This is a genomic window from Pseudonocardia hierapolitana, from assembly GCF_007994075.1.
In the GTDB taxonomy this organism is placed as follows: domain Bacteria; phylum Actinomycetota; class Actinomycetes; order Mycobacteriales; family Pseudonocardiaceae; genus Pseudonocardia; species Pseudonocardia hierapolitana.
On the sequence record NZ_VIWU01000001.1, the window covers coordinates 8,452,539 to 8,477,294 of the forward strand.

At 72.6% G+C, this 24,756-nt stretch carries 23 protein-coding genes; 10 read left to right on the forward strand and 13 right to left on the reverse strand.

The features are described 5' to 3' along the window. Positions 1-50: 50 nt before the first annotated feature. Together FHX44_RS39875 and FHX44_RS39880 are read right to left on the reverse strand one after the other, a co-directional pair. The gene (locus FHX44_RS39875; protein WP_212612869.1) at positions 51-1,274 is read right to left on the reverse strand and encodes an FAD-dependent monooxygenase; all 1,224 of its coding nucleotides are present in this window, start codon (positions 1,272-1,274) and stop codon (positions 51-53) included. 240 nt (positions 1,275-1,514) lie between these two features. Continuing rightward, a complete protein-coding gene (locus FHX44_RS39880; protein WP_147260499.1) occupies positions 1,515-2,741 on the reverse strand; it encodes an MFS transporter in 1,227 nt (408 codons plus the stop codon). A 58-nt stretch (positions 2,742-2,799) separates the two neighbouring features. On the opposite strand from FHX44_RS39880, the gene FHX44_RS39885 reads away from it, so the two are divergent. The 5 genes from FHX44_RS39885 to FHX44_RS39905 all read left to right on the forward strand — a co-directional run bounded on the left by FHX44_RS39885 (position 2,800) and on the right by FHX44_RS39905 (position 9,135). Then, entirely contained in the window at positions 2,800-3,663 is an 864-nt protein-coding gene (locus tag FHX44_RS39885) for an NAD(P)-dependent oxidoreductase (RefSeq protein ID WP_147260500.1), read from the forward strand. A gap of 97 nt (positions 3,664-3,760) precedes the next feature. After that, on the forward strand, positions 3,761-4,873 hold the full coding sequence (locus FHX44_RS39890) for an ABC transporter substrate-binding protein (RefSeq protein WP_147260501.1): 1,113 nt from the start codon (positions 3,761-3,763) through the stop codon (positions 4,871-4,873). 45 nt (positions 4,874-4,918) lie between these two features. Continuing rightward, positions 4,919-6,679 carry an ABC transporter permease gene (locus FHX44_RS39895; RefSeq protein ID WP_147260502.1) on the forward strand — a complete coding sequence of 587 codons (1,761 nt, stop codon included), beginning with the start codon at positions 4,919-4,921 and terminating at the stop codon, positions 6,677-6,679. A gap of 33 nt (positions 6,680-6,712) precedes the next feature. Next, positions 6,713-7,879 (forward strand): ABC transporter ATP-binding protein, encoded by a 1,167-nt coding sequence (locus tag FHX44_RS39900; RefSeq protein WP_147261862.1) that lies wholly within the window; start codon positions 6,713-6,715, stop codon positions 7,877-7,879. Continuing rightward, the gene (locus FHX44_RS39905) at positions 7,879-9,135 is read left to right on the forward strand and encodes an MFS transporter (RefSeq protein WP_147260503.1); all 1,257 of its coding nucleotides are present in this window, start codon (positions 7,879-7,881) and stop codon (positions 9,133-9,135) included. The genes FHX44_RS39900 and FHX44_RS39905 overlap by 1 nt, the downstream gene beginning before the upstream one ends. A gap of 6 nt (positions 9,136-9,141) precedes the next feature. On the opposite strand, the gene FHX44_RS39910 is transcribed toward FHX44_RS39905, so the two are convergent. Then, entirely contained in the window at positions 9,142-9,984 is an 843-nt protein-coding gene (locus tag FHX44_RS39910) for an NAD(P)-dependent oxidoreductase (protein ID WP_147260504.1), read from the reverse strand. Between the two features lie 65 nt (positions 9,985-10,049). On the opposite strand from FHX44_RS39910, the gene FHX44_RS39915 reads away from it, so the two are divergent. Continuing rightward, complete coding sequence (locus tag FHX44_RS39915; protein ID WP_147260505.1) at positions 10,050-11,618, forward strand: FAD-dependent monooxygenase; 1,569 nt, start codon at positions 10,050-10,052, stop codon at positions 11,616-11,618. Here the strand turns inward: FHX44_RS39915 and FHX44_RS39920 are convergent. The 6 genes from FHX44_RS39920 to FHX44_RS39945 are packed head-to-tail and all read right to left on the reverse strand — an operon-like array spanning position 11,605 to position 16,718. Beyond that, complete coding sequence (locus tag FHX44_RS39920; RefSeq protein ID WP_147260506.1) at positions 11,605-12,345, reverse strand: isochorismatase family protein; 741 nt, start codon at positions 12,343-12,345, stop codon at positions 11,605-11,607. The genes FHX44_RS39915 and FHX44_RS39920 overlap by 14 nt on opposite strands. After that, the gene (locus FHX44_RS39925; protein ID WP_147260507.1) at positions 12,338-12,940 is read right to left on the reverse strand and encodes a cupin domain-containing protein; all 603 of its coding nucleotides are present in this window, start codon (positions 12,938-12,940) and stop codon (positions 12,338-12,340) included. The genes FHX44_RS39920 and FHX44_RS39925 overlap by 8 nt, the downstream gene beginning before the upstream one ends. Next, a complete protein-coding gene (locus FHX44_RS39930) occupies positions 12,940-13,533 on the reverse strand; it encodes a cupin domain-containing protein (protein ID WP_147260508.1) in 594 nt (197 codons plus the stop codon). The genes FHX44_RS39925 and FHX44_RS39930 overlap by 1 nt, the downstream gene beginning before the upstream one ends. 16 nt (positions 13,534-13,549) lie before the next feature. Then, on the reverse strand, positions 13,550-14,593 hold the full coding sequence (locus FHX44_RS39935; RefSeq protein ID WP_147260509.1) for a Bug family tripartite tricarboxylate transporter substrate binding protein: 1,044 nt from the start codon (positions 14,591-14,593) through the stop codon (positions 13,550-13,552). Between the two features lie 26 nt (positions 14,594-14,619). After that, positions 14,620-15,201, reverse strand: coding sequence for a tripartite tricarboxylate transporter TctB family protein (locus FHX44_RS39940; RefSeq protein WP_147260510.1), 582 nt, complete (start codon positions 15,199-15,201; stop codon positions 14,620-14,622). Further along, on the reverse strand, positions 15,198-16,718 hold the full coding sequence (locus FHX44_RS39945; protein WP_147260511.1) for a tripartite tricarboxylate transporter permease: 1,521 nt from the start codon (positions 16,716-16,718) through the stop codon (positions 15,198-15,200). Before FHX44_RS39945 ends, FHX44_RS39940 begins: the two co-directional genes overlap by 4 nt. A gap of 234 nt (positions 16,719-16,952) precedes the next feature. On the opposite strand from FHX44_RS39945, the gene FHX44_RS39950 reads away from it, so the two are divergent. Beyond that, positions 16,953-18,107: an MFS transporter gene (locus FHX44_RS39950; protein WP_147260512.1), complete on the forward strand. Its 1,155-nt coding sequence runs from the start codon at positions 16,953-16,955 to the stop codon at positions 18,105-18,107. A gap of 30 nt (positions 18,108-18,137) precedes the next feature. Further along, positions 18,138-19,391, forward strand: a complete 1,254-nt coding sequence (locus FHX44_RS39955) for an NAD(P)/FAD-dependent oxidoreductase (protein WP_147260513.1) — start codon at positions 18,138-18,140, stop codon at positions 19,389-19,391. Positions 19,392-19,411: 20 nt separating this feature from the next. Here FHX44_RS39955 and FHX44_RS39960 read toward each other — a convergent pair whose 3' ends face one another. The 4 genes from FHX44_RS39960 to FHX44_RS39975 are packed head-to-tail and all read right to left on the reverse strand — an operon-like array spanning position 19,412 to position 23,221. Next, entirely contained in the window at positions 19,412-20,401 is a 990-nt protein-coding gene (locus FHX44_RS39960; RefSeq protein WP_147260514.1) for a type 2 periplasmic-binding domain-containing protein, read from the reverse strand. A 5-nt stretch (positions 20,402-20,406) separates the two neighbouring features. After that, complete coding sequence (locus FHX44_RS39965) at positions 20,407-21,423, reverse strand: amidohydrolase family protein (protein ID WP_147260515.1); 1,017 nt, start codon at positions 21,421-21,423, stop codon at positions 20,407-20,409. Then, positions 21,420-22,106, reverse strand: coding sequence for a 4-carboxy-4-hydroxy-2-oxoadipate aldolase/oxaloacetate decarboxylase (locus tag FHX44_RS39970; RefSeq protein WP_147260516.1), 687 nt, complete (start codon positions 22,104-22,106; stop codon positions 21,420-21,422). The genes FHX44_RS39965 and FHX44_RS39970 overlap by 4 nt, the downstream gene beginning before the upstream one ends. Then, positions 22,103-23,221: a zinc-dependent alcohol dehydrogenase gene (locus FHX44_RS39975; protein ID WP_147260517.1), complete on the reverse strand. Its 1,119-nt coding sequence runs from the start codon at positions 23,219-23,221 to the stop codon at positions 22,103-22,105. The genes FHX44_RS39970 and FHX44_RS39975 overlap by 4 nt, the downstream gene beginning before the upstream one ends. 100 nt (positions 23,222-23,321) lie before the next feature. Between FHX44_RS39975 and FHX44_RS39980 the strand changes: the two genes are divergently transcribed. Both FHX44_RS39980 and FHX44_RS39985 read left to right on the forward strand, forming a co-directional pair. Further along, positions 23,322-24,275 carry an ABC transporter substrate-binding protein gene (locus tag FHX44_RS39980; RefSeq protein WP_147260518.1) on the forward strand — a complete coding sequence of 318 codons (954 nt, stop codon included), beginning with the start codon at positions 23,322-23,324 and terminating at the stop codon, positions 24,273-24,275. 10 nt (positions 24,276-24,285) lie between these two features. After that, complete coding sequence (locus tag FHX44_RS39985) at positions 24,286-24,741, forward strand: RpiB/LacA/LacB family sugar-phosphate isomerase (RefSeq protein WP_212612871.1); 456 nt, start codon at positions 24,286-24,288, stop codon at positions 24,739-24,741. The last annotated feature ends 15 nt before the right edge of the window (positions 24,742-24,756 follow it).

A 24,756-nucleotide genomic window follows, 5' to 3' on the forward strand; every position in this document is an offset into this window, starting at 1 on the left:
ATCACCGATTTCGGCCGGGACCGCTGGTTCACCGCGCCCGAGGCGGTGGCCTACGGCCTGGCCGACGAGGTGATCGTCGACCCGGCCGGGGCCCCGGAGTCCGGCACCCCGGCGTAGTCGGGCATCTCGACGCCGTTGATCGCGCGCTCGACCAGCTCCATGAGCGCCTCCATGTCGGGCTCCGGGCTCGGCTCCGCGTCCGGCGCCGGGGCCTGGAGGCTCTGTACGTGCATCCGGCCGATCTCCTGGTTGGCCTCGACGAACGAGCGCATCCGCGCCTCGTATCCGGCGAACCCGGCCTCCGGGTCCCACCCGGCGGCGGCGAGCTCTCCGGCCAATAGGTAGGCGCCGACCAGGGCCAGCCCGGTGCCACCCCCGGACATCGGCGACGAGCTGAACGCCGCGTCCCCGAGCAGCCCCACCCGTCCGCTCGACCAGCGATCCATCACGACCTGGGCGACCTGGTCGAGGTAGAAGTCCGGGGTGTCGTCCAGGTGCTCGAGGATGCGCGGGGTCAGCCAGCCGAAGCCGGCCATCCGCTCGCGCAGCAGGCACTTCTGGGCCGCGACGTCGCGGTGGTCGACGTCGAAGTCGGCGGCACTGAACGAGAGCATGGCCATCGCCCGGGTGGCGTCCGGGAGGGGCCGCAGGCCGGCGGAGCGCCCGGACTCCTGGTAGTCGATCAGCCAGCGGTCCACCCCGAACTCGTTGGGCACGCTGTAGAAGGCCAGTACGAGCCCGAGGTGGCGGATGAACCGCTCGCGCGGCCCGAAGACCATCCCCCGCAGCGCCGAGTGCAGCCCGTCCGCGCCGATCACCAGGTCGAAGCGGCGCCGGTCGCCGCCCGCGAAGGTCACGTCGACCCCGTCCGCGTCCTGGGTGAGCTCGGCGATCCGGTCGCCGAAGACGTACTCGACACCGTCGCGGGTGTCGTCGTGGAGCACCCGGGACAGGTCCCCGCGCAGGATCTCGATCTCCGCGATGTACCCGTCGCCGCCGTGGTCGTCCGCGCGGTAGGTCTCCAGCACGGTCCCGTCCGCGTCCACCGTGTACGCGCCGGCGGTGTCGGTGCAGGCTGCACGCACCGCCGCGTCCAGCCCCATGCGGCGGATGACCTCCTTGGCCACCCCGCGCGCGTCCACCGCCTGCCCACCGGGACGCAGCTCGGGGGCCCGCTCCACCACGGTCACCTCGGCCCCCCGTCGACGCAGCCAGTGGGCCAGCGCGGGCCCCGCGATGCTCGCCCCCGCCACCAACACCCTGATACCGCTCACCGGTGCCCCCTGCTCGTCCGACTCGTGTCGATGATGTGGAGCTGGCCCGTCCTCGGTCCGCCCCCATCCAGACAGTCAGACTCGGGCGCGGCCAGGAACTCATCGCTGCGCAGTCATCGGGTTCAGCGCTGGTGGATCATCGCAATCCACATCTGTCATGCCGGAGCCGGTGCGCCTCCGCCACCTCGTCGAGATCGAGCACGCGGGTGACCACTGGTCGGGCCGCTGCGCGGTCGGGAGTCAGGCGGCGACCTCCGGTCGGGCCAGCAGCTGCCGAACCACGACAGCCACCGCGAGCAACGCGGCCCCGCCCGCGACGACGAACGCCCACCGTGCGCCCGCGACCGCGCAGATCCAGCCCAGGAACGGGCCGCCGAACGGTGTCGTGCCCAGGAAGAGCAGCCCGTGCAGGGCCATCACCCGTCCCTGCATCTCCGGGGCGCTGCGCAGCTGCAGCAGGCTGCGGACGAGGGTGTTGAACACGATGTTCGCGATGCCGACAGCGACCAGGCCCGCTATCGCGGCGGCGAACTGCGCAGCCAGGGCCATCAGCAGGTTCGTCGCGCCGAGCGCGACCGTCCACGCGAGCACCCGGCGCCCCGTGACGGTCTCGCTCGCCGACGCCCCGATCGCACCGAGCACTGCGCCGAGCCCGAGCGCGGAGGTCAACCAGCCGTAGACCGCCGCATCTCCGCCGAGCACGTCGACGGCGGTGATCGGCAGGACGACGCGGTAGTTCTGGGTGAACACCCCGCACACCGCCACCAGGAACAGGCAGGCACGCAGCTCCCGGTGTCGCCACGCGTAGCGCAGCCCGGCCCGGACCTGTCCCCTTCCGCGGCCCGCCTTCACCGTGCGGTGCAGCGCCGAGCGGTCGATCCGGGCCAGGCCGGCGAGGACGGCGACGAACGAGAAGGCGTTGACGGCGAAGGCCGGGCCGGCCCCGGCCGCGGCGATCACCAGGCCGGCGACCGCGGGTCCGACGAGACGCCCGGTGTTGTGGATCGTCGAGTTGAGGGCCTGTGCGTTGACGTAGTCCGCGGGCGGCACCAGATCGGTGACGAACGTGTGCCGGCCGGGCGAGTCCACGACCGTGACGAGGCCGAGCAGCGCGGCCATCACGTACACCAGCCCGAGCGTGGTGGCGCCCATCAGTGTCGTCGCCGCGAGCACCGCGGCCAGCACCGCGCTGGCGGCCTGCGTGGCGACCAGCAGCCGCCACCGGTCGAACCGGTCGACCAGCACCCCGCCCCACATGCCGAACAGCAGCATCGGCAGGAACTGCAGGGCCATCGCCGTGCCGACGGCCACCGGACTGCCGCTCAGCTCCAGCACCAGCCAGTCCTGCGCGACCCGCTGCATCCAGGTGCCGACGATGCTCACGGCGTGCCCGCCGATGTAACGGCGGTAGTTCGGATGCCGCAGCGAGCGGGCCGCGCGGGCCGCGAATCCGCGCCGCTCGCTCATAGGTCTGACACTAGTCCATTATGAACGTGACCTGCATCGCTGCATCCGGGAGGCTTCCATGACCGTCGCGACGACCCGCCCGCCCGTTCCCGCCGGCGCCGGCGTGATCGGCCTCGGGGCGATGGGCGGCCCGATCGCCCGCCACCTGGCCGCCGCCGGGATCGCCACGGTCGTCACCGATCTGGACGCGACCGCAGTGGCCGCCGCCGCGGCCCATGGTGCGGTACCGGCGGCCGACCCGGCGGGCGTCGCGGCGGCCGCCGGGGTGGTGATCGTGGCGGTCGCGACCGACGAGCAGCTCTGCGACGTCCTCACCGGCCCTCGCGGCGTGTTCACCCGCGCCCGCCCGGGTTCGGTCGTGCTGCTGTCGAGCTCCGCGCTGCCGCAGACCTGCCGTGAGCTCGCCGCCGCCGCCCCGGATGGTGTCGACGTGCTCGACGCCGCGCTCACCGGCGGCGTGCGCGCCGCCGAGGCGGGGCGCGTGACACTGCTGGTCGGCGGCGATGCAGACGCGCTGGACGCCGCCCGGCCCGTCCTCCCGCCCTGGACGGCGGCCGTGCACCTGCTGGGCGGCGTCGGCGCGGGACAAGTGGGCAAGACGGTCAACAACCTCGTGCACTGGGCGCAGATCTCCGCGCTGGGACAGGCCCTGGAGCTGGGCCGACGCCTGGGCGGCGACGTGCCGGCACTGCGTCGGGCCCTGCAGGACAGCCCGACCGACAGCCGGACGCTGCGCGAGATGGACCAGATGCGCTTCACCTGGTTCGAGAAGGACATCGCCAACGCCGAGGCGATGGCCGCGGGAACGGGCGCGGACCTGTCCATGGCACGGACAGCGCTGAGCTTCATGCGGACGTTCGACATCACGACTGCGAAACGCCTCCTGGCCGGGGAAGACCCGGGGCTTTACAGGCGACTGTGAGACGGGTTACCTTCTCGCGAACAAATGGTCAGTCCGTTAGTCCGTAGATCCGGACCGGCCACCCCGAGCTGCACCGCCGCACCTCCCTGGAGAAGACATGTCACGACGATCGGCGCTCATCGGCCTCGGCGCCGCCGGCCTGCTGGTGCTCTCCGGCTGCGGCGGCGCCCCGACCTCCGGCGGCCCGGCGTCCGGCGAACCGTCCGCTGCCGAGGCCGTCTACACCGAGGTCACGGCGCTCACCGGCACGGAGCGCCGCGACCGCCTCGTGCAGCTGGCGGCCGAGGAGGGCAACCGGCTGTCGATCTACACCTCGATGAACGCGGACATCGCCGACATCGTCGTGCCGCGGTTCGAGCAGGAGTTCGGCATCGACGTCGAGCTCTACCGCGCCGACTCCGAGACGATCCTGCAGCGCACCCTCCAGGAGGCGTCGGCGAACTTCGCGGGGGCCGACGTCGTCGAGACCAACGCGACCGAGATGGCGATCATCGCCTCGGAGGGGCTCACCGGGGACTACGCGGGCGAGCAGCGAGACAAGATCAACGAACAGTTCCGCTACGACGGCTGGACGCCTACTCGCTTCAACATCTTCGCGCCTGCCTGGAACACCGGCCTCGTCGGCGCCGACCTGGTCCCGCGCACGTGGGAGGACCTCGCCGACCCGAAGTACGACGGCATCCTGTCGCTCGAGGTCAGCGACTACGACTGGTACATGACCCTGTACACGCACTACCAGGAACAGGGCATGGCCGACGCGGACATCGACCGGCTCTTCGCGGACATGGTGCAGGGCTCCAAGGTGGCCAAGGGCCACTCCGGCCAGGTCGAGCTGCTCTCGGCCGGGGAGTTCGGGGTGGTCGCCGCCTCGTACACGTACCTGACCGAGAAGGCCCGGGCCGCCGGCGCCCCGGTGGACGACCAGCCCTTCGTCGAGCCGGTCGTCGCCCGCGCGAACGGCGGCGGCCTGATGCGCAGCAGCGAGCACCCGGCCACCGCGGTGCTGTTCATGGACTGGATGCTCGCCGACGGGCAGGGCGTGATCCTCGAGAACGGCCTGACGCCGGCCGTGATGCCCGACGGCACCGATCCGCTCGCCGGGCACGAGGTGCTGCCGGTCGACGTGCAGAAGCTCCTCGACGAGGGCAACGAGTGGTCCGCCCGCTACGACGAGGTCGTCCGCGGCGGCGAGCAGCTCCCCGAGAACTGACCGACCCGGCGAGCCCGACCCGACGAGCCCGAGGAGCCCACATCCATGGCGACGGTGACCACGCCGCCCCGTTCCGGTACCCCGTCTCCGGCAGGCACCTCCGCCGGGGGTGGCCGGGCGAGCATCGCACGCTGGCGCGACACACTGCTGCGCCCCCGCACGCTCGTCGCGGTGGCGGTGACCGTCGTCGTCGGTTACCTGGCGCTCGTACCGCTGGGTTACCTGCTGCTGACCACCTTCACCGATGCCGACGGGTTCAGCCTCGGCGGCTTCGCGCGCGCCTACGGCGACCCGCGCATCGGGGAGCTGATCGGCAACTCGTTGTGGTTCGCGGTGGGGTCGGCGCTGCTGTCGCTCGCGGTCGGCACGGCGCTCGCCTACTTCAACGTCCGCACGGACGTGCCGTTCAAGGCCTTGTTCTTCGCCGCCTCGATCATCCCGCTGATCATCCCGGGCATCCTCTACACGATCGCCTGGATCTTCCTGGCCAGCCCGACGATCGGGCTGCTCAACAGCCTGCTGGAGCCGGTGTTCGGCCCGGGGACGTTCGACGTCTTCACGGTCTGGGGGATGATCTGGGTCGAGGGCCTGCACCTCTCGCCCATCGCCTTCCTGTTCATGGTGGCCGCCTTTCGTTCGACCGACCCCTCGCTGGAGGAGTCGGCGCTGATGAGCGGTGCCACCCGCGTGCAGACGTTCCGACGGGTCACCCTGCCGCTGGTCCGGCCGGCCCTGCTGTCGGCCGCGCTGATCATGCTGGTGCGTAGCCTGGAGAGCTTCGAGGTGCCGGCGCTGCTCGGCCTTCAGAACGGGATCTACGTGTTCACCAGCCGCATCTACCAGGTGTTGCGCAGCTTCCCGGTCGACTTCGCCGGGGCCGGAGCACTGGCCGTGGGCCTGCTCGCGGTGGCGGCGCTGGGGATCTGGCTGTCGAACGTGCTCTCGCGCGACCACGGGGGCGGGACGATCACCGGCAAGGGCTTCCGCCCGCGCCCGATCGACCTCGGCCGCTGGAAGCCGGCCGTCGGCGGCGGCATCCTGCTCTACTTCTTCGTCACGGTGCTGGCCCCGCTGCTGGTGCTGCTCTACACGGCGCTGCTGCCCTACTACCGGCCCCCGTCCGCCGAGGCGTTCGCGTCGATGAGCCTCGACAACTTCGTCGCGGTGTTCAACCTGCCGACGGTGCCCACGGCCCTGCGCAACTCGCTGCTGCTCGGCGGCGGGGCGGCCACGATCGTCATGGCGCTGATGGCCGTGGCCGCGTGGGTCGTCGTGCGCTCGGGCATCCCGGGCCGGCAGGTGCTCGACCACATCGCGTTCTCACCGCTGGTCATCCCGGGGCTGGTCCTCGGTGTCGGGATCGCGTTCGTCTACCTGCGCAGCCCGCTGCCGATCTACGGCACGCTGCTCATCCTGCTGATCGCCTACTGCACCCGCTACCTGCCCTACGGCATGCGCTACGCGGTGAGCGGGATGCAGACGGTCTCAGCCGAGCTGGAGGAGTCGGCGCAGGTCAGCGGGGCCGGTTGGTGGGCGACGTTCCGCCGCGTGCTGCTGCCGCTGATCGCGCCGGCGCTCGTGGCGGGCTGGGTCTACATCTTCGTGGTGAGCTTCCGCGAGCTCTCCTCCTCCATCTTGCTCTACACCCCGGGCAACGAAGTGCTCTCGATCTCGATCTGGGAGCTGTACGCCAACGCGCGCTTCGGGGAGCTGTCCGCCCTCGGCGTGATCATGGTGCTCATCCTCGCCGTGCTGGTGGCGGTCGCCTACAAGGTCGGCGCCCGCGTCGGCCTCAAGTCCGACTGACCCCTCGACCCACCGGAGGCCACGGCCGTGACCATGCTGACCATCGACAACCTCGTGAAGACCTACGCGGGCGAGGCGAGCAGGCGCGCGAAGAGCCGCAGCGGCACCGACCGCACGGCGGTCGCGAACGCCGCGCCGGCGCGGGTCTTCGCGGTCAACGACGTCAGCCTGGAGGTGGGCGACGGCGAGATGTTCACGTTGCTCGGCCCTTCCGGCTGCGGCAAGACCACCACGCTGCGCTCGGTGGCCGGCCTGGAACGGCCCGACTCCGGCCGGATCGCGGTCGGCGAGCGGATCCTCTTCGACGGGGACGGCTCCCGCACCACGAACGTGCCCGCCAACCAGCGCGGGCTGGGCATGGTGTTCCAGTCGTACGCGATCTGGCCGCACATGACCGTGTTCGACAACGTGGCGTTCCCGCTGCAGGTGCGCAAGCGCTCGGCTCGGCCCGGCAAGCGCGAGATCCAGGAGCGCGTGGCCAAGGTGCTGGAGACCATGGAGCTCGGCCACCTCGCTGACCGCCAGGCCACCAAGCTCTCCGGCGGCCAGCAGCAGCGCCTGGCGCTGGCCCGCGCGATCGTCATCGAGCCACCGCTGATGCTGCTCGACGAGCCGCTGTCCAACCTCGACGCCAAGCTGCGCGAATCGCTGCGCTACGAGCTCAAGCGCCTGCAGCGTGAGCTGGGCATCACCTCGATCTACGTCACCCACGACCAGATCGAGGCGCTCGCCCTCTCCACCACGATCGCCGTGATGAAGGAGGGCAACGTCCTGCAGACCGGGCGCCCGCGCGAGGTCTACGAGCGCCCGAACTGCCGGTTCGTCGCCGAGTTCATCGGCACGTCGAACTTCCTGCGCGGAACGGTCGCGTCCCGTGAGGGTGACCTCGTCGACGTCGACACAGACGCGGGGCGCATCCGCCTGGAGTCGCCGGTGCGCGTGCCGGTGGGCGAGGAGGTCATCGCGGCGGTGCGCCCGGAGTGCTTCGAGATCAGCCGCACCGGCTGGGGAAACCGGCCCAACGAGTGGTCGGGCACCGTCACCAACCGCGCGTTCCTCGGCGACGCCGTCGACCACATCGTCCGCGTCGGCCAGGGCAGCATCCGCGTGCGCGGAAACCCCGCCATCTCCATCGAGCCAGGCACCGAGGTGCACCTGGCCACCGACCCGGCCAAGGTCACGCTCGTGCCGGTGGGCTGATGCGCTGGGCACCGCTGCTGCGCAACCGGGACTTCCTGCTGTTCTGGTCCGGGGTCGTGCTGTCGCAGATCGGCAGCCGGGCGACCGTCGCGGCGAGCCTGTGGCAGGTCTACGAACTGACGGGCTCCATCGCGGCCACGGGCCTCGTCGGGGGCGCGCAGGCCGTGGCGCTGGTCGTGCTCAGCCCCCTCGGCGGGGTGCTGGCCGACCGCTGGGACCGGCGACGGCTGCTGCAGGCCACGCAGGCCGTGGCGATGCTCGCCGCCCTCGGCATGGCCGCGGTGACGTTCTCGGGATCGGTGGCGGCCTGGCACGTCGTCGCCGGCGTGCTGGTCACCACCGCCGCGGCGACGTTCGACCAGCCGTGCCGGCAGGCGCTCGTCCCGGCACTGGTGCCGCGCGACGTGCTGCCCGCCGCGATCGCGCTGCTCAACCCCTCGCGCGAGGTCGCCGTCCTCACCGGGCCGGCGATCGGCGGGGTGCTCATCGCCGTCTCCGGGCCGGGGCTGGTCTACCTGCTCGACGGGATCACGTACGCGGCTCTGGTGCTCGTGCTGCTCGCCGTGCGGGTCCCGCCGCTGCGCAAGCCTGCCGACGCTCCCCCACCGTCGATCCGCACGGAGATGGCCGAGGGCGTCCGGTACGTGCGCCGGCGCCCGATCATCTGGTCGCTGTGCGGGCTGGACCTGCTGCTCACCGTCTTCGGCGCGTACCGCGTGCTGCTCCCCGCGTTCGCCGACCGGCTCGACATCGGCCCCACGGGCTACGGGCTGCTGTCCGCCGCGCCGTCGCTGGGCGCGCTGCTCGCGACCTACGGCATCGTCCAACTGGTCTCCCGGTCGCGCCGGCTCGGCCGCGCCCTGCTCGTCGCGACCGTCGCCTACGGGCTGGTGGCCATCGCCTTCGCCCAGGTCACCGCACTCATGGCGGCCATGGCCGTGATCCTCGTTCTCGCGCTGCTGCTGGGGGTCTTCGACGCCACCGCCACCACCATCCGCCACGCCGCCGTGCAGTTGGAGACCCCGGACGAACTGCGCGGCCGCGTGCAGTCGCTCTACCAGATCACCTCGCGCGGCGGGCCCGCGCTCGGCGACGTCGTCGTCGGCGTGGCCGCGGGTGTGCTCGGCCCGGTCGTCGCGCTCTCGGCCGGCGCGACGATCCCGGTGCTGGCCGGGATCGCGCTGTTCACACGACCGAACTGCGTGCGTGACTACACGGGCATCAGCGCGCCCGCGCCGGCGCGCGAGCCGGGCTGAGCCCGGTCAGGAGTCGGGGTGCGCGGGCAGCCGCCAGCCCGCCGCCCCGAACCCGCCGCCGGACAGCATCCCGGCGTCCCGCACGGCGGCGACGGCGCGCTCGACGACCTCGGCCACCGGGACGTCCAGGCCCGTCGCACCGGCGGCCGCGCGGACCATGCGCATGTCCTCGTCTGCCCACGGCAGCTCCCGCGGCCGGTCCCACGTCTCGAGCACCCAGGAGGCCGCGCTGCTGCGGCGCAGCCCGTCGACGAGCGGCCCGCGCCGGACACCGAGCTCCTCGCCCAGCCGCAGGCCTTCGGCGACGGCGGCGATTCCGGTCCAGAGCAGCATGTTGTTCACGAGCTTGGCGACCTGGCCCGCACCCGGTCCGCCGACGTGGACGACGTCGGAGCAGAACGCCTCCAGGACGTCCGCGCAGCGCGTGAGCACGTCCTCGGCCCCGCCGACGAGGGCCAGGAGGTCACCGCGGCGAGCCCCGTGGTCTCCGCGGCACAGCGGCGCGTCCAGCAGCCGGCCGCCGTCCCGGCCAGCGGTCTCGTGCAGGCGGCGCATCTCCCCCGGGTCGACGGTGGCGCACACCAGCACGTCCCGGTCGCGCCACTCCGGGCGCAGTCGCCCGTCGGCGAGCAGGATCTCCGGAACGGCACGGCCGCCCGCCAGCACGAGCACGGTGTCGCACCCGGCGAGGTCGACGTAGCCGCTCACCCGGCGCACCCCGGGCGCGAGCTCGGCGCGGGGGTCGGGGTCGAACGCCGCCACTCCGTGCCCTGCGGTGGCGAGGTGCCCGGCCACGGGGCCACCCATCCGCCCGAGTCCGACGACGCCCACCGCCCGGGAACGCGCCACTGGTCCTCCCGGAGCCACGCCGCTAGTCTTGGTCTAATCATTATGCCACGAAGCCAGAGGTGATCATGGAACGGCGGCACCAGGTCGTCATCGTCGGCGGCGGACCGGTCGGCGTCGGGCTCGCCCTGGACCTGGGCCTGCGCGGCATCCGCTGCGTCGTCGTCGAGCAGCGCACCGAGCTCTCCTCGGTTCCCAAGGGGCAGGGCCTGTCGCAGCGGACCATGGAGCACATGTGGCGCTGGGGCGTGGCGGAGGACATCCGCGCCGCCCGCACGATGCCGCCCGGGCACGCCATCGGCCAGGTCACCGCCTACGAGAACCTGATGAGCGAGTTCTGGGCGGCGCCGCCGGCCCGCGAGCTCGTGGCGCCCTACTACGCGCAGGCGAACGAGCGCCTTCCCCAGTACCGCACCGAGCAGGTGCTGCGCCGCCGCGTCGCCGGCCTCCCCGAGGTCGAGACGCGGTTCGGTTGGCGCGCCGCCGCCGTCACGCAGGACGGCGACGGCGCGCACGTCACGATCGAGCGGAACGGTGTGCGCGAGATCCTCACCGGCGACTACGTCGTCGGGTGCGACGGCGGTCGCTCGCTGGTGCGCGAGCAGTCCGACATCCCCCGCAGCGGCACCGACTGGGACGAACTCGTGGCGCTGGTGGTGTTCCGCTCCCCCGAGCTGCACCGGGCGCTGGCCCGCTTCCCCGACCGCTCGACCTACCGGGTGCTCCACCCCGCACTGGAGGGCTACTGGATGTTCTTCGGGCGGGTCGACGTGGGCGAGCAGTTCTTCTTCCACGCCCCCGTACCGCGGGAGGCGCGCGACGCCGACCACGACCTCCCGGCGCTGCTGCACCACGCCGCCGGGTTCGCCTTCGACGCCGAGATCGAGCACGTCGGGTACTGGGACCTGCGGGTGCAGGTGGCGCACACCTACCGCGCGGGCCGGGCCTTCATCGCGGGGGACGCGGCGCACACCCACCCGCCCTACGGCGGGTTCGGGCTCAACAACGGGCTCGAGGACGCGGTCAACCTGGGCTGGAAGCTCGCTGCCGCGCTGCAGGGCTGGGGCGGGGAGGCGCTGCTGGAGTCCTACAGCCTGGAGCGGCAGGCCGTCTTCCGCGACGTCGGGGAGGACATCATCGGCGGCTGGATCTCCGACGACCGCGAGTTCCTGCGCACCTACGACCCGAAGGCCGACCGGGCCGAGTTCGAGCGCCGCTTCGCCGAGGCCGCCGCGGGCTTCGGCCGCCGGCTACGCGACTTCGAGCCGCACTACGAGGGGTCGCCCGTCGTGGCCGGTCCGCCCGGGGCGGTGATCAGCGCGCACGGCGAGCACACGTTCACCGCGCGTGCCGGGCACCACCTGCCACCGCAGCCGCTCTCGTCCGGGCGGGGCGTGTTCGACGAGCTCGGCCCCGGGTTCACCCTGCTCGCCTTCGACGCGGAGGCGGAACCGTTCGCACAGGCGGCCCGCTCGACCGGCGTGCCCCTCACCGTCATCCGCGACACCCTCGGCGGCGGCCGGGAGGCCTACGGCTCCCGGCTGGTGCTCGTACGGCCCGACCAATTCGTGGCCTGGACCGGCGACGCCGCGCCGGCCCACCCGGCCGCCCTCCTGCGGCGGGTCACCGGGCGCTGACGCCTTCGCCGAGGTACTCCACCGCCTCGTCGACGTGGAGCACCGATGCGTACTTCAGGCTCAGGTCGAACAGCGCGACCTTGTGCGAGAGGGGGCTGCGGTCGAACACCGCCTCCTCCACCACGACGACGCGGAAGCCGTGCGAGTAGGCGTCCACCGCGCTCGCCCGCACGCAACCGCTCGTCGTCTCCCCGGCCAGGACGACGGTGTCGACGTCGAGCCCGCGCAGCCAGGTCGACAACGGGGTGCCGAAGAACGCGCTCGCGCGGCCCTTGCGCAGGGCGGTCTCGCCCTCGCGCGGTGCGAGCGGACCGACGAACTCCAGGCCGGCCGCCTCCTCCTCACCCGGCGTGCGGCGCCGCCGGGTGACCGGGCCGACGCCGGTCGGGTCGCCGGTGGTGTGCACGACGGGGACACCCGCCCGGCGCGCGGCGGCGAGCAGCTCCTCCAGGTGCGGCAGCGCCGCCCAGGCCGCGGTGCCGCACGTCGACGGGAACCGCGCGATGGCGTCGGCGACCGGCAGCGGGCCGTCGCCGAAGACCTTCCGGTAGCAGTCGACCATCAGCAGCGCAGGCTGGCGGCCCAGGTCGGGCCGCCGGTCGTAGCGGCTCGCGACCAGCCGTTCGTCCTCTCCGAGGACGTCGTCCCAGCAGTGGCCCTCCCGACGGCGGCCCTCCCGACGGTGGCCCTCCCGACGGTGGCCCTCCCAACGGGAGCCCTCAGTCACGGGTGCGGAGGTACTCGCGGATCCGCTCCGCGTCGAGCACCACCGACGGGTCGTACTCCGGGGCGTCCTCGATCTGCTCGAGGTCGTTGAGCCCGCTGTGCTTGTAGATCCGGTTGATCGCCGAGATCAGCCGGGCCGGCCGGTTCGGATCGGCGTTGACGTGCTGGTGGATCGTGTTCGGCGGCACGTAGATGACGTCGCCCGCCTCCCACTCGAAGCGCTTGACCTCGTCCTGGGGCTTCCAGAAGTAGGTGTCGGTGATCTCGACGTCGCAGTCCTGGTGCAGGTCGTAGCCGCGCCCCTCCAGGACGTAGAGGCACTCCTCGGCGAGGTGGCGGTGCTTCCCCGACCGGCTGCCGGCCGGGATGATCTGCATGTAGGCGTCGACCGTCTCCATGCGCGTGTTGAGGTCCTCGTTGATCAGGTGCTTCAGCAGCCCCTGCCGTGACATCTCCCACGGCATGTCCGTGGGCTTGAGGACCTTGCGGCGCCCGGCGTTGCGCTCGGGTGCCTCGGTGGCGTCCTGCAGCAGGTTCGCGTAGAGCGGCGCGTTGTCCGTGCCCGCCACCCACGCGGTCGTCTCGCCCCAGGCCATCAGTACCCCTCCGCCGGGTGGTTGAAGTCCTCTTCCTCTTCGCGGACCTCGAACCCGACACCCTCCGGGGTCGGCGTGGTCTGGCGCGGCTCCACCTGCTTCTGGAACAGCATGTTCATGAAGAGGTACATCGGTTTGGTCTTGATGACCAGCGCCCGGGCCGGCTTCTCCGGGTCGGCGTTGAAGTGCTGGTGCACGCAGTTGTTGTGCACGATCGCGACGTCTCCCGCCTCCCAGTCGTAGCGGACGCCGTCGTGGACCTCGTAGCCGCGCCCGTCGAGGATGTAGAACGCCGCCTCGTTGACGTGGCCGTGCTTCTGCGACTTCCCGCCCGGCCCGTACTCCTCCAGGTGCAGGTGGAAGGTCTGCGTGATCCCGTCCTTCGGCTCGACGTAGTGACGGCTGTAGGCCTGCGGGCCGTCCACGAACTTGATCTCGCTGGCCTTCTGCACCCGCGGCATCGAGCGCAGCCGCTCCAGCTCCGCGGAGAGGCCGTAGTCGCCCTGGATGGCGCGGACGAAGGTCCGGTTCTTCTGGCTGTGGTACAGGTGCGGCGCCGGCTCCGCGCCGGTCGCCTCGTGCTCGTCGCCCACTCGTTCCCTTTCGTCCTCAGTAGAGGGTCGCCAGCAGCTCGCGGTACGCCGGAGGGGCGTCCACGAGCCGCTGGACCAGTGCGTCCAGCTCGGCCCCGGCCAGGAAGCCCAGCTCGCGCTCCTGCTCCTGGGCTTCCGCCTGCAGGTCGGGGTTCGCCATGGCGGCGGCCATCCCCTCCCGCCAGCAGGTGGTGATCTCCTCGTCCATCCCGGGCGGCCCGACGAGCGGGCGCCCGATCTCGATCAGCGCGAGGTGGGCGTCGACGATGCTCGCCTGCTCCTGGCTCATCGGGACGTCGGCAACGGACGGCACGTCCCCGGCGAGCCACCCGGGCTTCTCCTCTCCCATCAGCAGCACCGCCGTCTGCGTGCCTTCCTCGACCGCCTGCCGTCGGCTGCCCGGGTTGCCGGACATGCCGTCGATCGATCCCTGGAGGACGGCCAGCTCGGTCTCCCCCGACCCCGGGAAGCCGGTCACCACCTGCGCGTCGATGTCGAACACCGCGCTCAGCACCGACGCCGTGACGTAGTCCTCGGCGCCCGGGCCGGTGGAGCCCCACCGGAAGCCCCGCGCGGCGCGCACGGCGTCGAAGGTCTGGTAATTGCCGGTGGCACTGGTGACGACGAGCGGCGGCTCGCTCGCCACCCGGCCGATGTAGGTGAAGTCGTCGAGGGCGAACGTGGCCCCGTCCGCGCCCGCGATGGACGACCCGCCGGCACCGACCCCGTTCATGATCGCGATCGTGGTGCCGTCCGGCTCCTCGGTGAGCAGGTTGTTCAGCGCGAGCAGGCCGCCGGCGCCCGGCCGGTTCTCGACGGCGATCGTGGCTCCGGTCGCGTCCTCCAGGTACGGCCCGATGAGCCGCGCGTAGGCGTCGTAGCCGCCGCCCGGCTCGTACGGCACGACCAGCGAGACGGTCTCACCCGCGAGACCCGCGCACGCCGGGGTCGTCCCCGCGGCCGCGTCGGCGCCGCTGGAGCAACCGGCAAGGACGCCGGCGGCCCCAGCGAGCGCGGCCACGGAGGACAGGGCCCGCCGCAGCGGCGCCGTTGCAGTCATCGCACACTCCGTTGATCAGTCGTTGATCAGTTCAGGAACAGCCCGGGCGGGGTCGGCACGCCGAGCGCGACCTCGAACGCCAGGTACAGCACCACCCCGGTCACGACGGCGTAGACCGCGCTGAAGACCCACGTCCGCCCGCCGGCGAAGCGCAGGTACAGAAGCGAGAACACCGGCGCGGTGACGAACAGGCCGCCGACGAAGAGCAGGACGAAGAACCCCACGACCCAGCCGAGCGCGGCGGCCCAGCGCTGCGGGCCGGCGGTCCGGAACAGCTGCACGGCGTCGTCGGCGTCCGCGTCCGCCTCCGCCTCCGCCTCCGCGGCGAGGGTGTCGGCGGAACCGTCGGACGTCAGGGCGGCGCGCCGCCGCAGCCGCAGCAGCGCGTGCACGAGGTGCAGTGCGGCGAGCACGAAGGCGCTGCCCGTCACGATGCGGGGGAACAGGGCTGCCTGGAACGACCACTGGGCGGCCTCCAGGAATCCCCAGCCGAACAGAGCCAGCAGCAGCACCGTGAGGACGACGTCGGCCACGGCACCGGAAGGGGCGCGGCGCGGGGCCGGCGTCGGCACGGCTGCGCTCGCGTCGGTCGACTCGCGGGTCGTCATGCCGTCTCCTCGATCTTCTGGTCCCGCATCCCGCGGTCGCGGGCCCGCACCCGCCGGACGACGGGGGTCACGACCGCCAGCACCATGACCACGCCGATCGCCAGCACGATCGGCCGCGCCAGCCACGACCACCCGAACAGGGAGTGGGACAGGAACAGGTAGCGCTCGGCGAGCGAGCCGAGCACGACCGCGAGCAGGAACGGCACCCGCGGCCAGTCGTAGCGGATGCAGGCCACTCCGATGGCAGCCGCGCCGATCATGACCAGCACGTCGGCGAAGGAGTTGTTGGCCGTGTACGCGCCGAGCGCGAGGAGCAGCAGCAGGAACGGCACGAGCAGCGGCCCGGAGATGAACGTGATCCGGGTGAGCGGCTTGAGCAGCAGGAACGCGGCGGCCACGGCGATGAAGTTCGCCAGGACCGTCACCCAGATCATCGAGAACGTGACGTCCAGCGACGTCGTCAGCATCTCCTCGCCGGGGTTGAGGCCCACGATGAGGAAGGCGCTCAGCAGCACGGCACTGCCGGCGCCGCCCGGGATGCCGAAGCCGATCGTGGGGATCAGCGAACCACTGTCCTTGGCGTTGTTCACCGCTCCGGAGGCGATCACGCCCTCGACGGCACCCTTGCCGAACAGCTCCGGGGTCTTCGAGCTCTGCTGTGCGGCGCCGTAGGCCATGAACTGGGCGACCGACCCGCCCAGACCGGGCACGATGCCCACGCCGGTGCCGATCGCGCTGGAGCGGATCACCAGACCCCAGTGCTGGAACACGTCACGGACGCCCTGCCCGACACCCGCCAGCGAGGTGTCCGGCGCGGCTCCCGGCTCGGCGCGGGCGATGCTGCGCCTGCTGAGCATCAGCTGGAGCACCTCGGCCCCGCCGAAGAGCCCCACGACCAGCGGGACGATGCCGATCCCGTCCCACAGGTAGAGCTGGTCGAAGGTGTAGCGGGGCACGCCCTCCTGCGGGTCGAGCCCGACGAGCGCGACCATCAGGCCGAGCCCGGCCATGACGAAACCCTTGAGCAGGCGCTGACCGGACAGCGCGACCACGAAGGTCAGTCCGAGCAGGGTCAGCGCGAAGAACTCGGGCGGACCGAACGCCAGCACGATCGGGCGGATCACCGGGATCGACAGCGCGAGCACCAGTGCCCCGAAGACGGCACCGAGCGCGGAGCTGAGCAGCACGGCACCCAGCGCCCGGCCGCCCTCGCCCCGCTTGGTCATCGGGTGGCCGTCGAGCACCGTCGCCGCGGAGGTGGCCTCGCCCGGGACGCCGAAGAGCACCGAGGTGATGTCCCCGGTGGTCGAGGTGACGACCCACATCCCCAGCAGGAAGGCGAAGGCCTCGACCGGCTGCATGTCGAACGTGAAGGGCAGCATCAGCGCCAGCGTCACGGCGCCACCCAGCCCGGGGAGGATGCCGACCACGAACCCGATGGCGACGCCGAGGAGCATCAGCATCAGCGGTACCGGCTGGAAGACCTGCGCGAGGCCGCTGAGCGCGTCGGTGAGCATGTACGTCCTCTCGGCCGCGTGGCGACGGTGCGGTGGTCCACGGCAGAACTAGGGAGACCAAACACCGAGCGCTGCGAAGGGGCCAATGATCGGACCCTTTGTTACGTTTTCGTTATCCGGCGTCGTGCGCCGTGTCCCCGGTCGGCGGACCGGCCGCTCCCGGGGTCTCCGGTGAGCGTGCAGTAGTTTGGCACAATTATAAGACCTTTGCTGCGTCCGAACGGAGCACCGCCGGTGCGATCGCCTCGTCCTCGTCGCGACGCCGTCGCCTCCGCCACCGGCGCCGGGATCTACTCCGTGTCGCTCGGCGCCGCCAGCGTCGCCCTACCCCTGCTCGCACTCCAGGCCGGCTACTCCGCCTTCGAGATCGGCGCCCTGACCGCCGCGTCGGCCGTCTCGCAGATGCTGATCCGCCTGGCCCTCGGATGGGCGATGCGCCGCTGGCCGGACTGGACGCTCATCGCCGGCGCCGAGATCGCGCTCGCTGCGAGCTGCGCGGTCGTCACCCTGTCCACCACCCTGGTGCCGTTCGTCCTGGCCCAGCTGCTGCAGGGCGTGTCGCGGGCCTGCTTCTGGACCGGGAGCCAGACCCACGTCGTCCGCGGGTCCGGCCGCGCGGCGGGCGCACTGGCCCAGGTGAACCTGGTGGCGTCGGTCGGCCTGCTCGCCGGTCCACTGGTCGCCGGCGTCCTGTCCGAGACGACCCCCGTCCTGGCACTGACCGTGGCCGCGGGAATCGCCCTGACCGGCCTGGCCCCGACGCTCCTGCTCGACCGGCTGCCGCCGTTCGCGCCCCCGGCCGACCGGCCGCCGGGCCGGATGTGGCGCCGACCCGGTGTCGACGTCGGGTGCTGGGCCGGGATGACCGCGGGCGCCTGGCGCGCGCTGCTCACCTCCTACGTCCCGGTGGCGCTGGACGCCGCTCGCCAGTCCGCCACGACCATCGGCGTGCTGGTCGCGGCGGCGAACGGCGCCCAGCTGCTCGGCACAGCGCTCGCCGGCCGAATCCGGGCGCACCTGACGGTGCCCGCGTTGCTGGTCGGGATCCTCGCCACCGGCGTCGCGACCGCCTTCACCGCCGCGGTCGCCGGGAGTCCGCCGCTCGCTGCGCTCGTGCTCGTCGTCAGCGGGATGGCGGCCGGCGCCGTACAGGTGCTGGGGCCGGCGCTGGCGGCCGAGTCGGTGCACCCGCAGGAGCGCGGCGAGGCCATCGCCGTCACGGGGACGTTCCGTGCCGCGGCACTGCTCACCGCGCCGCTGGCGGTCGCCGGGATGGTGGTCGTCGTCCCGCTGACGCCCGCGATCGCGGTCGTCGGCGCGGGGATGACGCTCCCGGCCCTCGCGCTCCGCAAGCGCGGGACTTCTCGCGGACCGACGCGTATGGAATAATGGTAAGTCCAATGGCCCAGGAGGACGCGGATGCCGCAGACCACTCCCGCCGGCACCCTGGTCGTCGGCGCCAGCCAGGCAGGCGTGCAGCTCGCCGTCTCGCTGCGGCAGCTCGGGGACCCGGACCCGATCACGCTCGTCGGTGCCGAGCCGCACCCGCCCTACCAACGCCCGCCGCTGTCGAAGGAGTTCCTCGCCGGTACCGCCGACGCCGCGTCCCTGGCCTTCCGCACCCCCACCTGGTACGCCGAGAACGGGGTCGAGCTGATCTGCGGGGAACGGGTCGTCGAGCTCGCCCTCCCGGCCGGCGGCCGACCCGGCCGCGCCCGGACCGACCGCGGGCGGAGCCTCCCGTTCACGCGGCTCGCCCTCACCGTCGGCGCGCGACCGCGCCGTCTGGACGTCCCCGGCGCCGACCTCGAGGGCGTCCTGTCACTGCGGGGGCTCGACGACGCCGTCCGGCTGCGACGGCAGCTCGCCGACGCCGCGCGGGTGGTGGTGGTCGGCGGCGGCTTCATCGGCCTCGAGGCCGCCGCGGCCGCCCGGGCCCAGGGCAAGCAGGTCACGGTCGTCGAGGCGGCGGAGCGACTGGTCGGGCGGTCGGTGGCCCCGGTCGTCTCGGAGTTCCTCCGCCGCGCCCACCAGCGCCGCGGCACCGGCGTGCTGCTGTCCGCCGAGGTCGTGGCGATCCGCGCGGGCGCCGGGGGCACTGTCGAGGCCGTGCAGCTCGCGGACGGGCGGGCGCTGCCCGCCGACCTCGTCCTGGTCGGTGTCGGCGCGGTCCCCCGCACCGAGCTCGCGGAGCAGATCGGGCTCGAGTGCGACGGGGGGATCGTCGTGGACGCCGCCGCCCGCACCAGCCACCCGGCGGTCGTGGCGGCCGGCGACTGCACGGTCGCCCCGCACCCGATGACCGGCGAGGGCCGCGTCCGGCTCGAGTCGGTGCCCGCAGCGGTCGCCCAGGCGAGCGCGGCCGCGGCCGCGCTGCTGGGCCGCCCGGCGGCCGCCCGCACCGTTCCGTGGTTCTGGTCGAACCAGGGCGACCTGCGGCTGCAGATCGCCGGCCTGTCCGCCGGCTTCGACCGCTGCGACGTGCGCGGCGAGCCCGACAGCGAGAAGTTCGCCGTCCTCTACTACCGCGACGGCGAGCTCCTCGCCGTCGACGCCGTCAACGCCCCCGCCGACTACCTCGTCGTCCGCAAGGCGCTCACCCAGGGCAAGACCCTCCCGGCCGACAAGGCCGCCGACGCGGGCATCCCGCTGAAGACCCTGCTCGCCGGGTAGGGGCTTCCCGGGCCCGGCCGTCAGATCACGAACGCCTCCGTCGCCTCCGGCGCGAACAACTCCTCCGGCGCGTACTGCCGCCGGGACAGCCCCTGCTCGTGGTGGTAGCGCAGGAACGTCGCCAGCGCGTTCCGGTTCGCCTCCAGGCCGTAGGACCAGAAGTCCTCCCCCATCAGCGCCCTGGCCTCCTCGAGGCCGGGGATGAGCCACGGCAGGGAGAACCGCAGGGCCGAGGAGTCGTAGAGGTTCGCCATCGCCTCCCGCTTCGCCAGGTGCAGGGCCTTGGTGAGGGTCTGGGCCACCCACGGGTACCGCTCGTAGACGTCCCGCCGCACGACGACGACGTGCATGATCGGGAAGATTCCGGTGGCGGTGAAGTACTCCTTCTCGGCGGCCACGGGGTCGGCGAACAACCGCCGGACGCCCCCGCCGGGACGGAACGTGGACGGCACCCGCGGGCTCTGGAGCGCGTCGATCCGGCCGTCGGCGAGCATCTCCGAGAGCGTCGCGTCCTCGGGGATCGGCGCGATCCGGATCTGTTCGCCGAGGTCGACGGCGGCCTTCTCGATGCGGCCGGGCGTCTCCTGCCCGCCGGTGCGGTACTCGACGGAGTCGACGGGCACGCCGTGCCGGTCGGCGAGGATGCCGCGGATCCACACGCCGGCCGTGAGCTGCCACTCCGGCGTACCGACCACCCGGCCCCGCAGGTCCGCCGGCTCCTCGATGCCCGCGGCCGCGTTCACGAAGATGCCGCCGTGCCGGAACTGCCGGGAGGGGTAGACCGGCAGCGCGACGAACGGCGACGGGTCCTGGTCCAGCGACTTCACGTAGGACGACAGCGACAGCTCGGCCACCTCGAACTCGTGGTGGCGCATCATCCGGAAGAACGTCTCCTCGACCGGGAGCCGCAGGGAAATGAGCTCGATCCCGTCGGGCCGGACCGTCCCCTCGTGCAGCGCGCGGGTGCGGTCGTAGTCGCCGCACGCGAACGTGAGCCTCAGCGATCCCATGACGACTACCTCCCCGCAGCCCGCAGCTGCGCGTCCAGGCGGGGGTAGACGCGGCGCGCGTTCCCCTCGAAGATCTTCTGCCGCTGCTCCGCCGTGAGCTCGAGCCGGTCGACGTAGGCCTTGGTGTCGTCCCACGCCACGCCGGTCTCGGGGTCCGCGCCGCGGACGGCGCCGAGCATCTCCGAGGCGAACAGGATGTTCTCGGCCGGCACCACGCGAGCGAGAAGGTCGATGCCGGGCTGGTGGTACACGCAGGTGTCGAAGAAGACGTTGGAGAGCAGCGTGCCCGGGTCCGGCCTGCCCATCCGGATCGCGAGCCCCCGGTAGCGGCCCCAGTGGTAGGGGACGGCACCGCCGCCGTGCGGGATGACGACGCGCAGCGCCGGGAACCGGGTGAACAACTCGCCCTCGACGAACTGCATGAACGCGGAGGTGTCGGCGTTGAGGTAGTGCGCGCCGAGGGCGTGGAAGCTGGGGTTGCACGAGCCGGAGACGTGCACCATCGCCGGCACGTCGAGCTCCACCATCGCCTCGTACAGCGGGTACCAGTACGGGTCGGTGAGCGGCGGCGAGGTCCAGAACCCGCCGGACGGGTCGGGGTTGAGGTTGCAGCCGACGAACCCCGCGTCCACGCACCGGCGCAGCTCGGCGACGGCGTCGTCGAGCGCCCCGCCCGGGATCTGGGGCAGCTGGCAGACCGCGGCGAAGTGCTGCGGGAAGAGGCCGACGACGCGGGCGACGAGGTCGTTGCTCGTCTCCGCCCAGGCCCGCGCGGTGGCCGGGTCGGTGACGTGGTGCCCCATCGAGGAGGCGCGCGGGGAGAAGAGCATGAGGTCACCGCCGCGCTCGCGCAGGATCCGCAGCTGGTTGCCCTCCACGCTCTCCCGGATCGCGTCGTCGCTGATGGTCGCGGGCGAGGGCGCCGGCAGCGCCGGGTCGGCCAGCGCGGCCAGCTGGGCGTCCCGGAACTCCTGCTGCGCTCCCGGCACGGTCGTGTAGTGACCGTGGCAGTCGATGATCACTGATCCTCCGCGTCCACGTAGGTGAGGCCCTTGGCCGCGAGAGCGGCCCGCATCGCGTTGACGTCGAGGCTGAGCTCCCCGCGCGCGTAGCGCTCCCGCGACCGCGCCTCCTTCTCCTCGCGCGCACGCGAAGCCCGCAGGACATCGGCGGCCCGGGCCCGTGGGACCACGACCACGCCGTCGTCGTCGGCGAGAACGACGTCCCCGGGCTCCACCCACTGCCCCGCGCACACGAGCCCGACGTTGACGCTGCCGAGGGTCTCCTTCACGGTGCCGAACGCCGACACGTGCCGCGACCAGACCGGGAAGCCCATGTCGCGCAGCTCGGCGACGTCGCGGCAGCCCGCGTCGATGACCAGGCCCCGCACCCCGCGGTGCGCCACCGCCGTGGCCAGCAGCTCGCCGAAGTACCCGGCCGACGACGGCGTGGTCGGGGCGACCACCAGCAGGTCGCCCTCGGCGCACTGCTCGACGGCCACGTGGAGCATCCAGTTGTCGCCGGGCGGCACGCTGACGGTCACGGCCGTCCCGGCCACGCGGGCCCCCGGCCAGATCGGACGCAGCGCGGGGTCGAGCAGATGGCTGCGGCCCTGCGCCTCGTGGACGGTGGAGACGCCCAGCTGCCCCAGCCCGTCCACGAGGGCGCGCTCGGTGCGGGCGGGGTTGCGGACCACGACGCTCATACGGTCTTCCCCCACGGCAGCAGCGAGATGTGCAGGGCGTCCTCGCCGGTCTCCCCGGCCAGTGCCCGGATCGCACGGTCCACCTCGTGCAGGCCGAAGCTGTGGGTGGCGAGTCGTTCGAGCGGGAAGCGCCCCGAGGCGAGCTGCTCGAGCGCCAGCTCGACGGCGCGGTAGCCGTGGCCCCGCGCACTGGCGAGCGTGATCGATTTCTCGGTCATCTTCTTCAGCGGGAAGTCCGGGAACGCCGCGAGCTCGCCCTGCGTGACCATCACGCCCCCGCGGCGTTTGAGCGCGTCGATCCCGAGCAGGACGGGGGCCGTGCCCGCGCCCGACGTGCAGTCGAGCACCGTGTCGACACCGACGCCGCCGGTGAGCTCCCGGATCCGCGTCAGCGGGTCCTCACGCTGTACGTCGATCACCGCGTCCGCTCCGAGCGCCTTCGCGAGGTCGAGCCGCGCGGCGTCCCGCGTGGTACCGGTGACGATGATCAGCGAGGCCCCGGCCTGCTTCGAGGCGACGACCTGCGAGAGACCCTGCTGCCCCGGCCCCTGGATGAGCACCGTGGAGGCGTAACCGACCCGTCCGGCGTTCAGCGCCCACTCGATGCCGTTGGACAGCGGCGTGACGAGCCCGGCCAGCTCGGGCGTGACGCCGTCGGGCACCTCGTGCGTCACCGCGTTCCAGGGCAGGTACATGTACTGCGCGAAGCCGCCCCACAGCCGGCCCGGGTTCTCTGCTGAGGTGTAGCCGTAGCGCCGGGCGTCGGGGTTGGTGCGCCAGTCGGTGAGCTCGCAGTGGCGGTACTCCCCCGCGTGGCACCACGCGCAGTGGAAGCAGCCCACGTAGTGCTCGACGAACACGCGGTCGCCCTCGGCGAGGCCCTTGCGGCGGGTGAAGCCGCGCCCGGCGCGGGCGATGACCCCCACGTTCTCGTGCCCCATGATCACCGGATCGGCGAAGGGCGGGTTCGCGTACATCTTCACGTCGGTCCCGCAGATGCCCGCGACCTCGACCTTGAGCAGGGCGCTGTCATCGTCGACGTCCGGTAGGGGGAACTCGCGCATCTCCGTGGTGCGCGGTCCCGTCCGGACCGCCGCCAGTACCTGCTCGGCCATGCACCGTCCTCACGTCCGAGGGCGCAGCATCGCACCCCAAGGTCTATTGGTCTTACCATGCTACCTTCCCACGACAACGGCGATCGAGTCGAGGAGTGCCATGCCCGGGACCGACCTCCGCCTGCGCACCGTCACCCGCACCCAGGGCGCCAACGAGGCGCTGAAGGACGGGTCCATCACCCCGCGCGGGTTCCGCTTCGACTTCGAGGAGGTGCCGGTCCTCGTCAGCGCCTTCCGACGGATGGTGCGCCGGCTGGAGTTCGACGTCAGCGAGATGGCGCTGACCACCTACCTCGTCGCCCGCGAGCACGGGGTGCCCTTCACCGCTGTGCCGGTCTTCCTCGTCCGCGGGCTGCACCACGGGGCGATCCAGGTGGCCGCCGGCTCCGGGATCACGAAGCCCTCCGACCTCGAGGGCCGCCGGGTCGGGGTGAACCGCGGCTACACGGTGACGACGGGCGTGTGGGCGCGCGCGGTCCTGCGCGACGAGTACGGCGTCGACCTCGACGCGGTCACGTGGGTGCTGTCGGGCGACGAGCACGTCGAGGCCTACCGCGCACCGGACAACGTCGTTCCCGCCGACCCCGGCTCGACGATGGAGGAGCAGCTGCGCAGCGGCGACCTCGCCGCCGTCATCGGCGCGGGCATCGACGCACCCGACGTCGTCCCGCTAATACCGGACCCGACGGAGGCCGCGTTCACCGCGCTGCAGCGGCGCGGGCTCTACCCGATCAACCACCTCGTCGTCGTCCGCGACGACCTGCTCCGCGAGCACCCCGGCCTCGCCACCGACGTCTTCGACGCGTTCGCCCGGGCCAAGCAGCGCTACGTCGACCGGCTGCGCAACGGTGCGCTCGCCTTCCCGACCGGGGCGGACCGGACCTACCGGCGCGTGCTCGACCTGACCGCGTCGGACCCGCTGCCCTACGGCCTGCGGCCGAACCGCGCCGTGCTGGAGCAGCTCCTGCGCGCCGCGGTCGACCAGCAGATCCTCACCCGACCGGTGGCCCTCGAGGACGTCTTCGCCGTCGGCACGCACGACCTGATCGCCTGAGAGGAGCGACGTGCGCATCGCGATCGCGGCCGACCACAACGGCGTCGCGCTGAAGGCCCGGCTCGTCGCCGTCCTGCGGGAACGCGGTGACGACGTCGCCGACCTCGGCGCGGCCGACGCAGGCGAGCTCGTCGACTACCCACCGCTGTGCTTCGCGGTCTGCCGGCGCGTGCTCGACGGCGCCGCCGACCGCGGGATCGTGGTCGGCGGGAGCGGGCTCGGCGAGACCGTGGCCTGCAACAAGATCCACGGCATCCGGGCCGGGTTGTGCCCGGACCTCTTCCACGCGCGGATCTCCCGCGGCAACAACGACGCGAACGTGCTCGTGCTGGGCGCGAAGGTCGTCGCACCCGACCTGGCCGAGCAGATCGTCGACACCTGGCTCACCACCGCGTTCAACGGCGGGGTCCACCAGCGGCGCCTCGACCAGATCGCGGCGCTCGAACGCGGCGAGCCGCTCCCGTAGGGGGCGGCTCGCCGC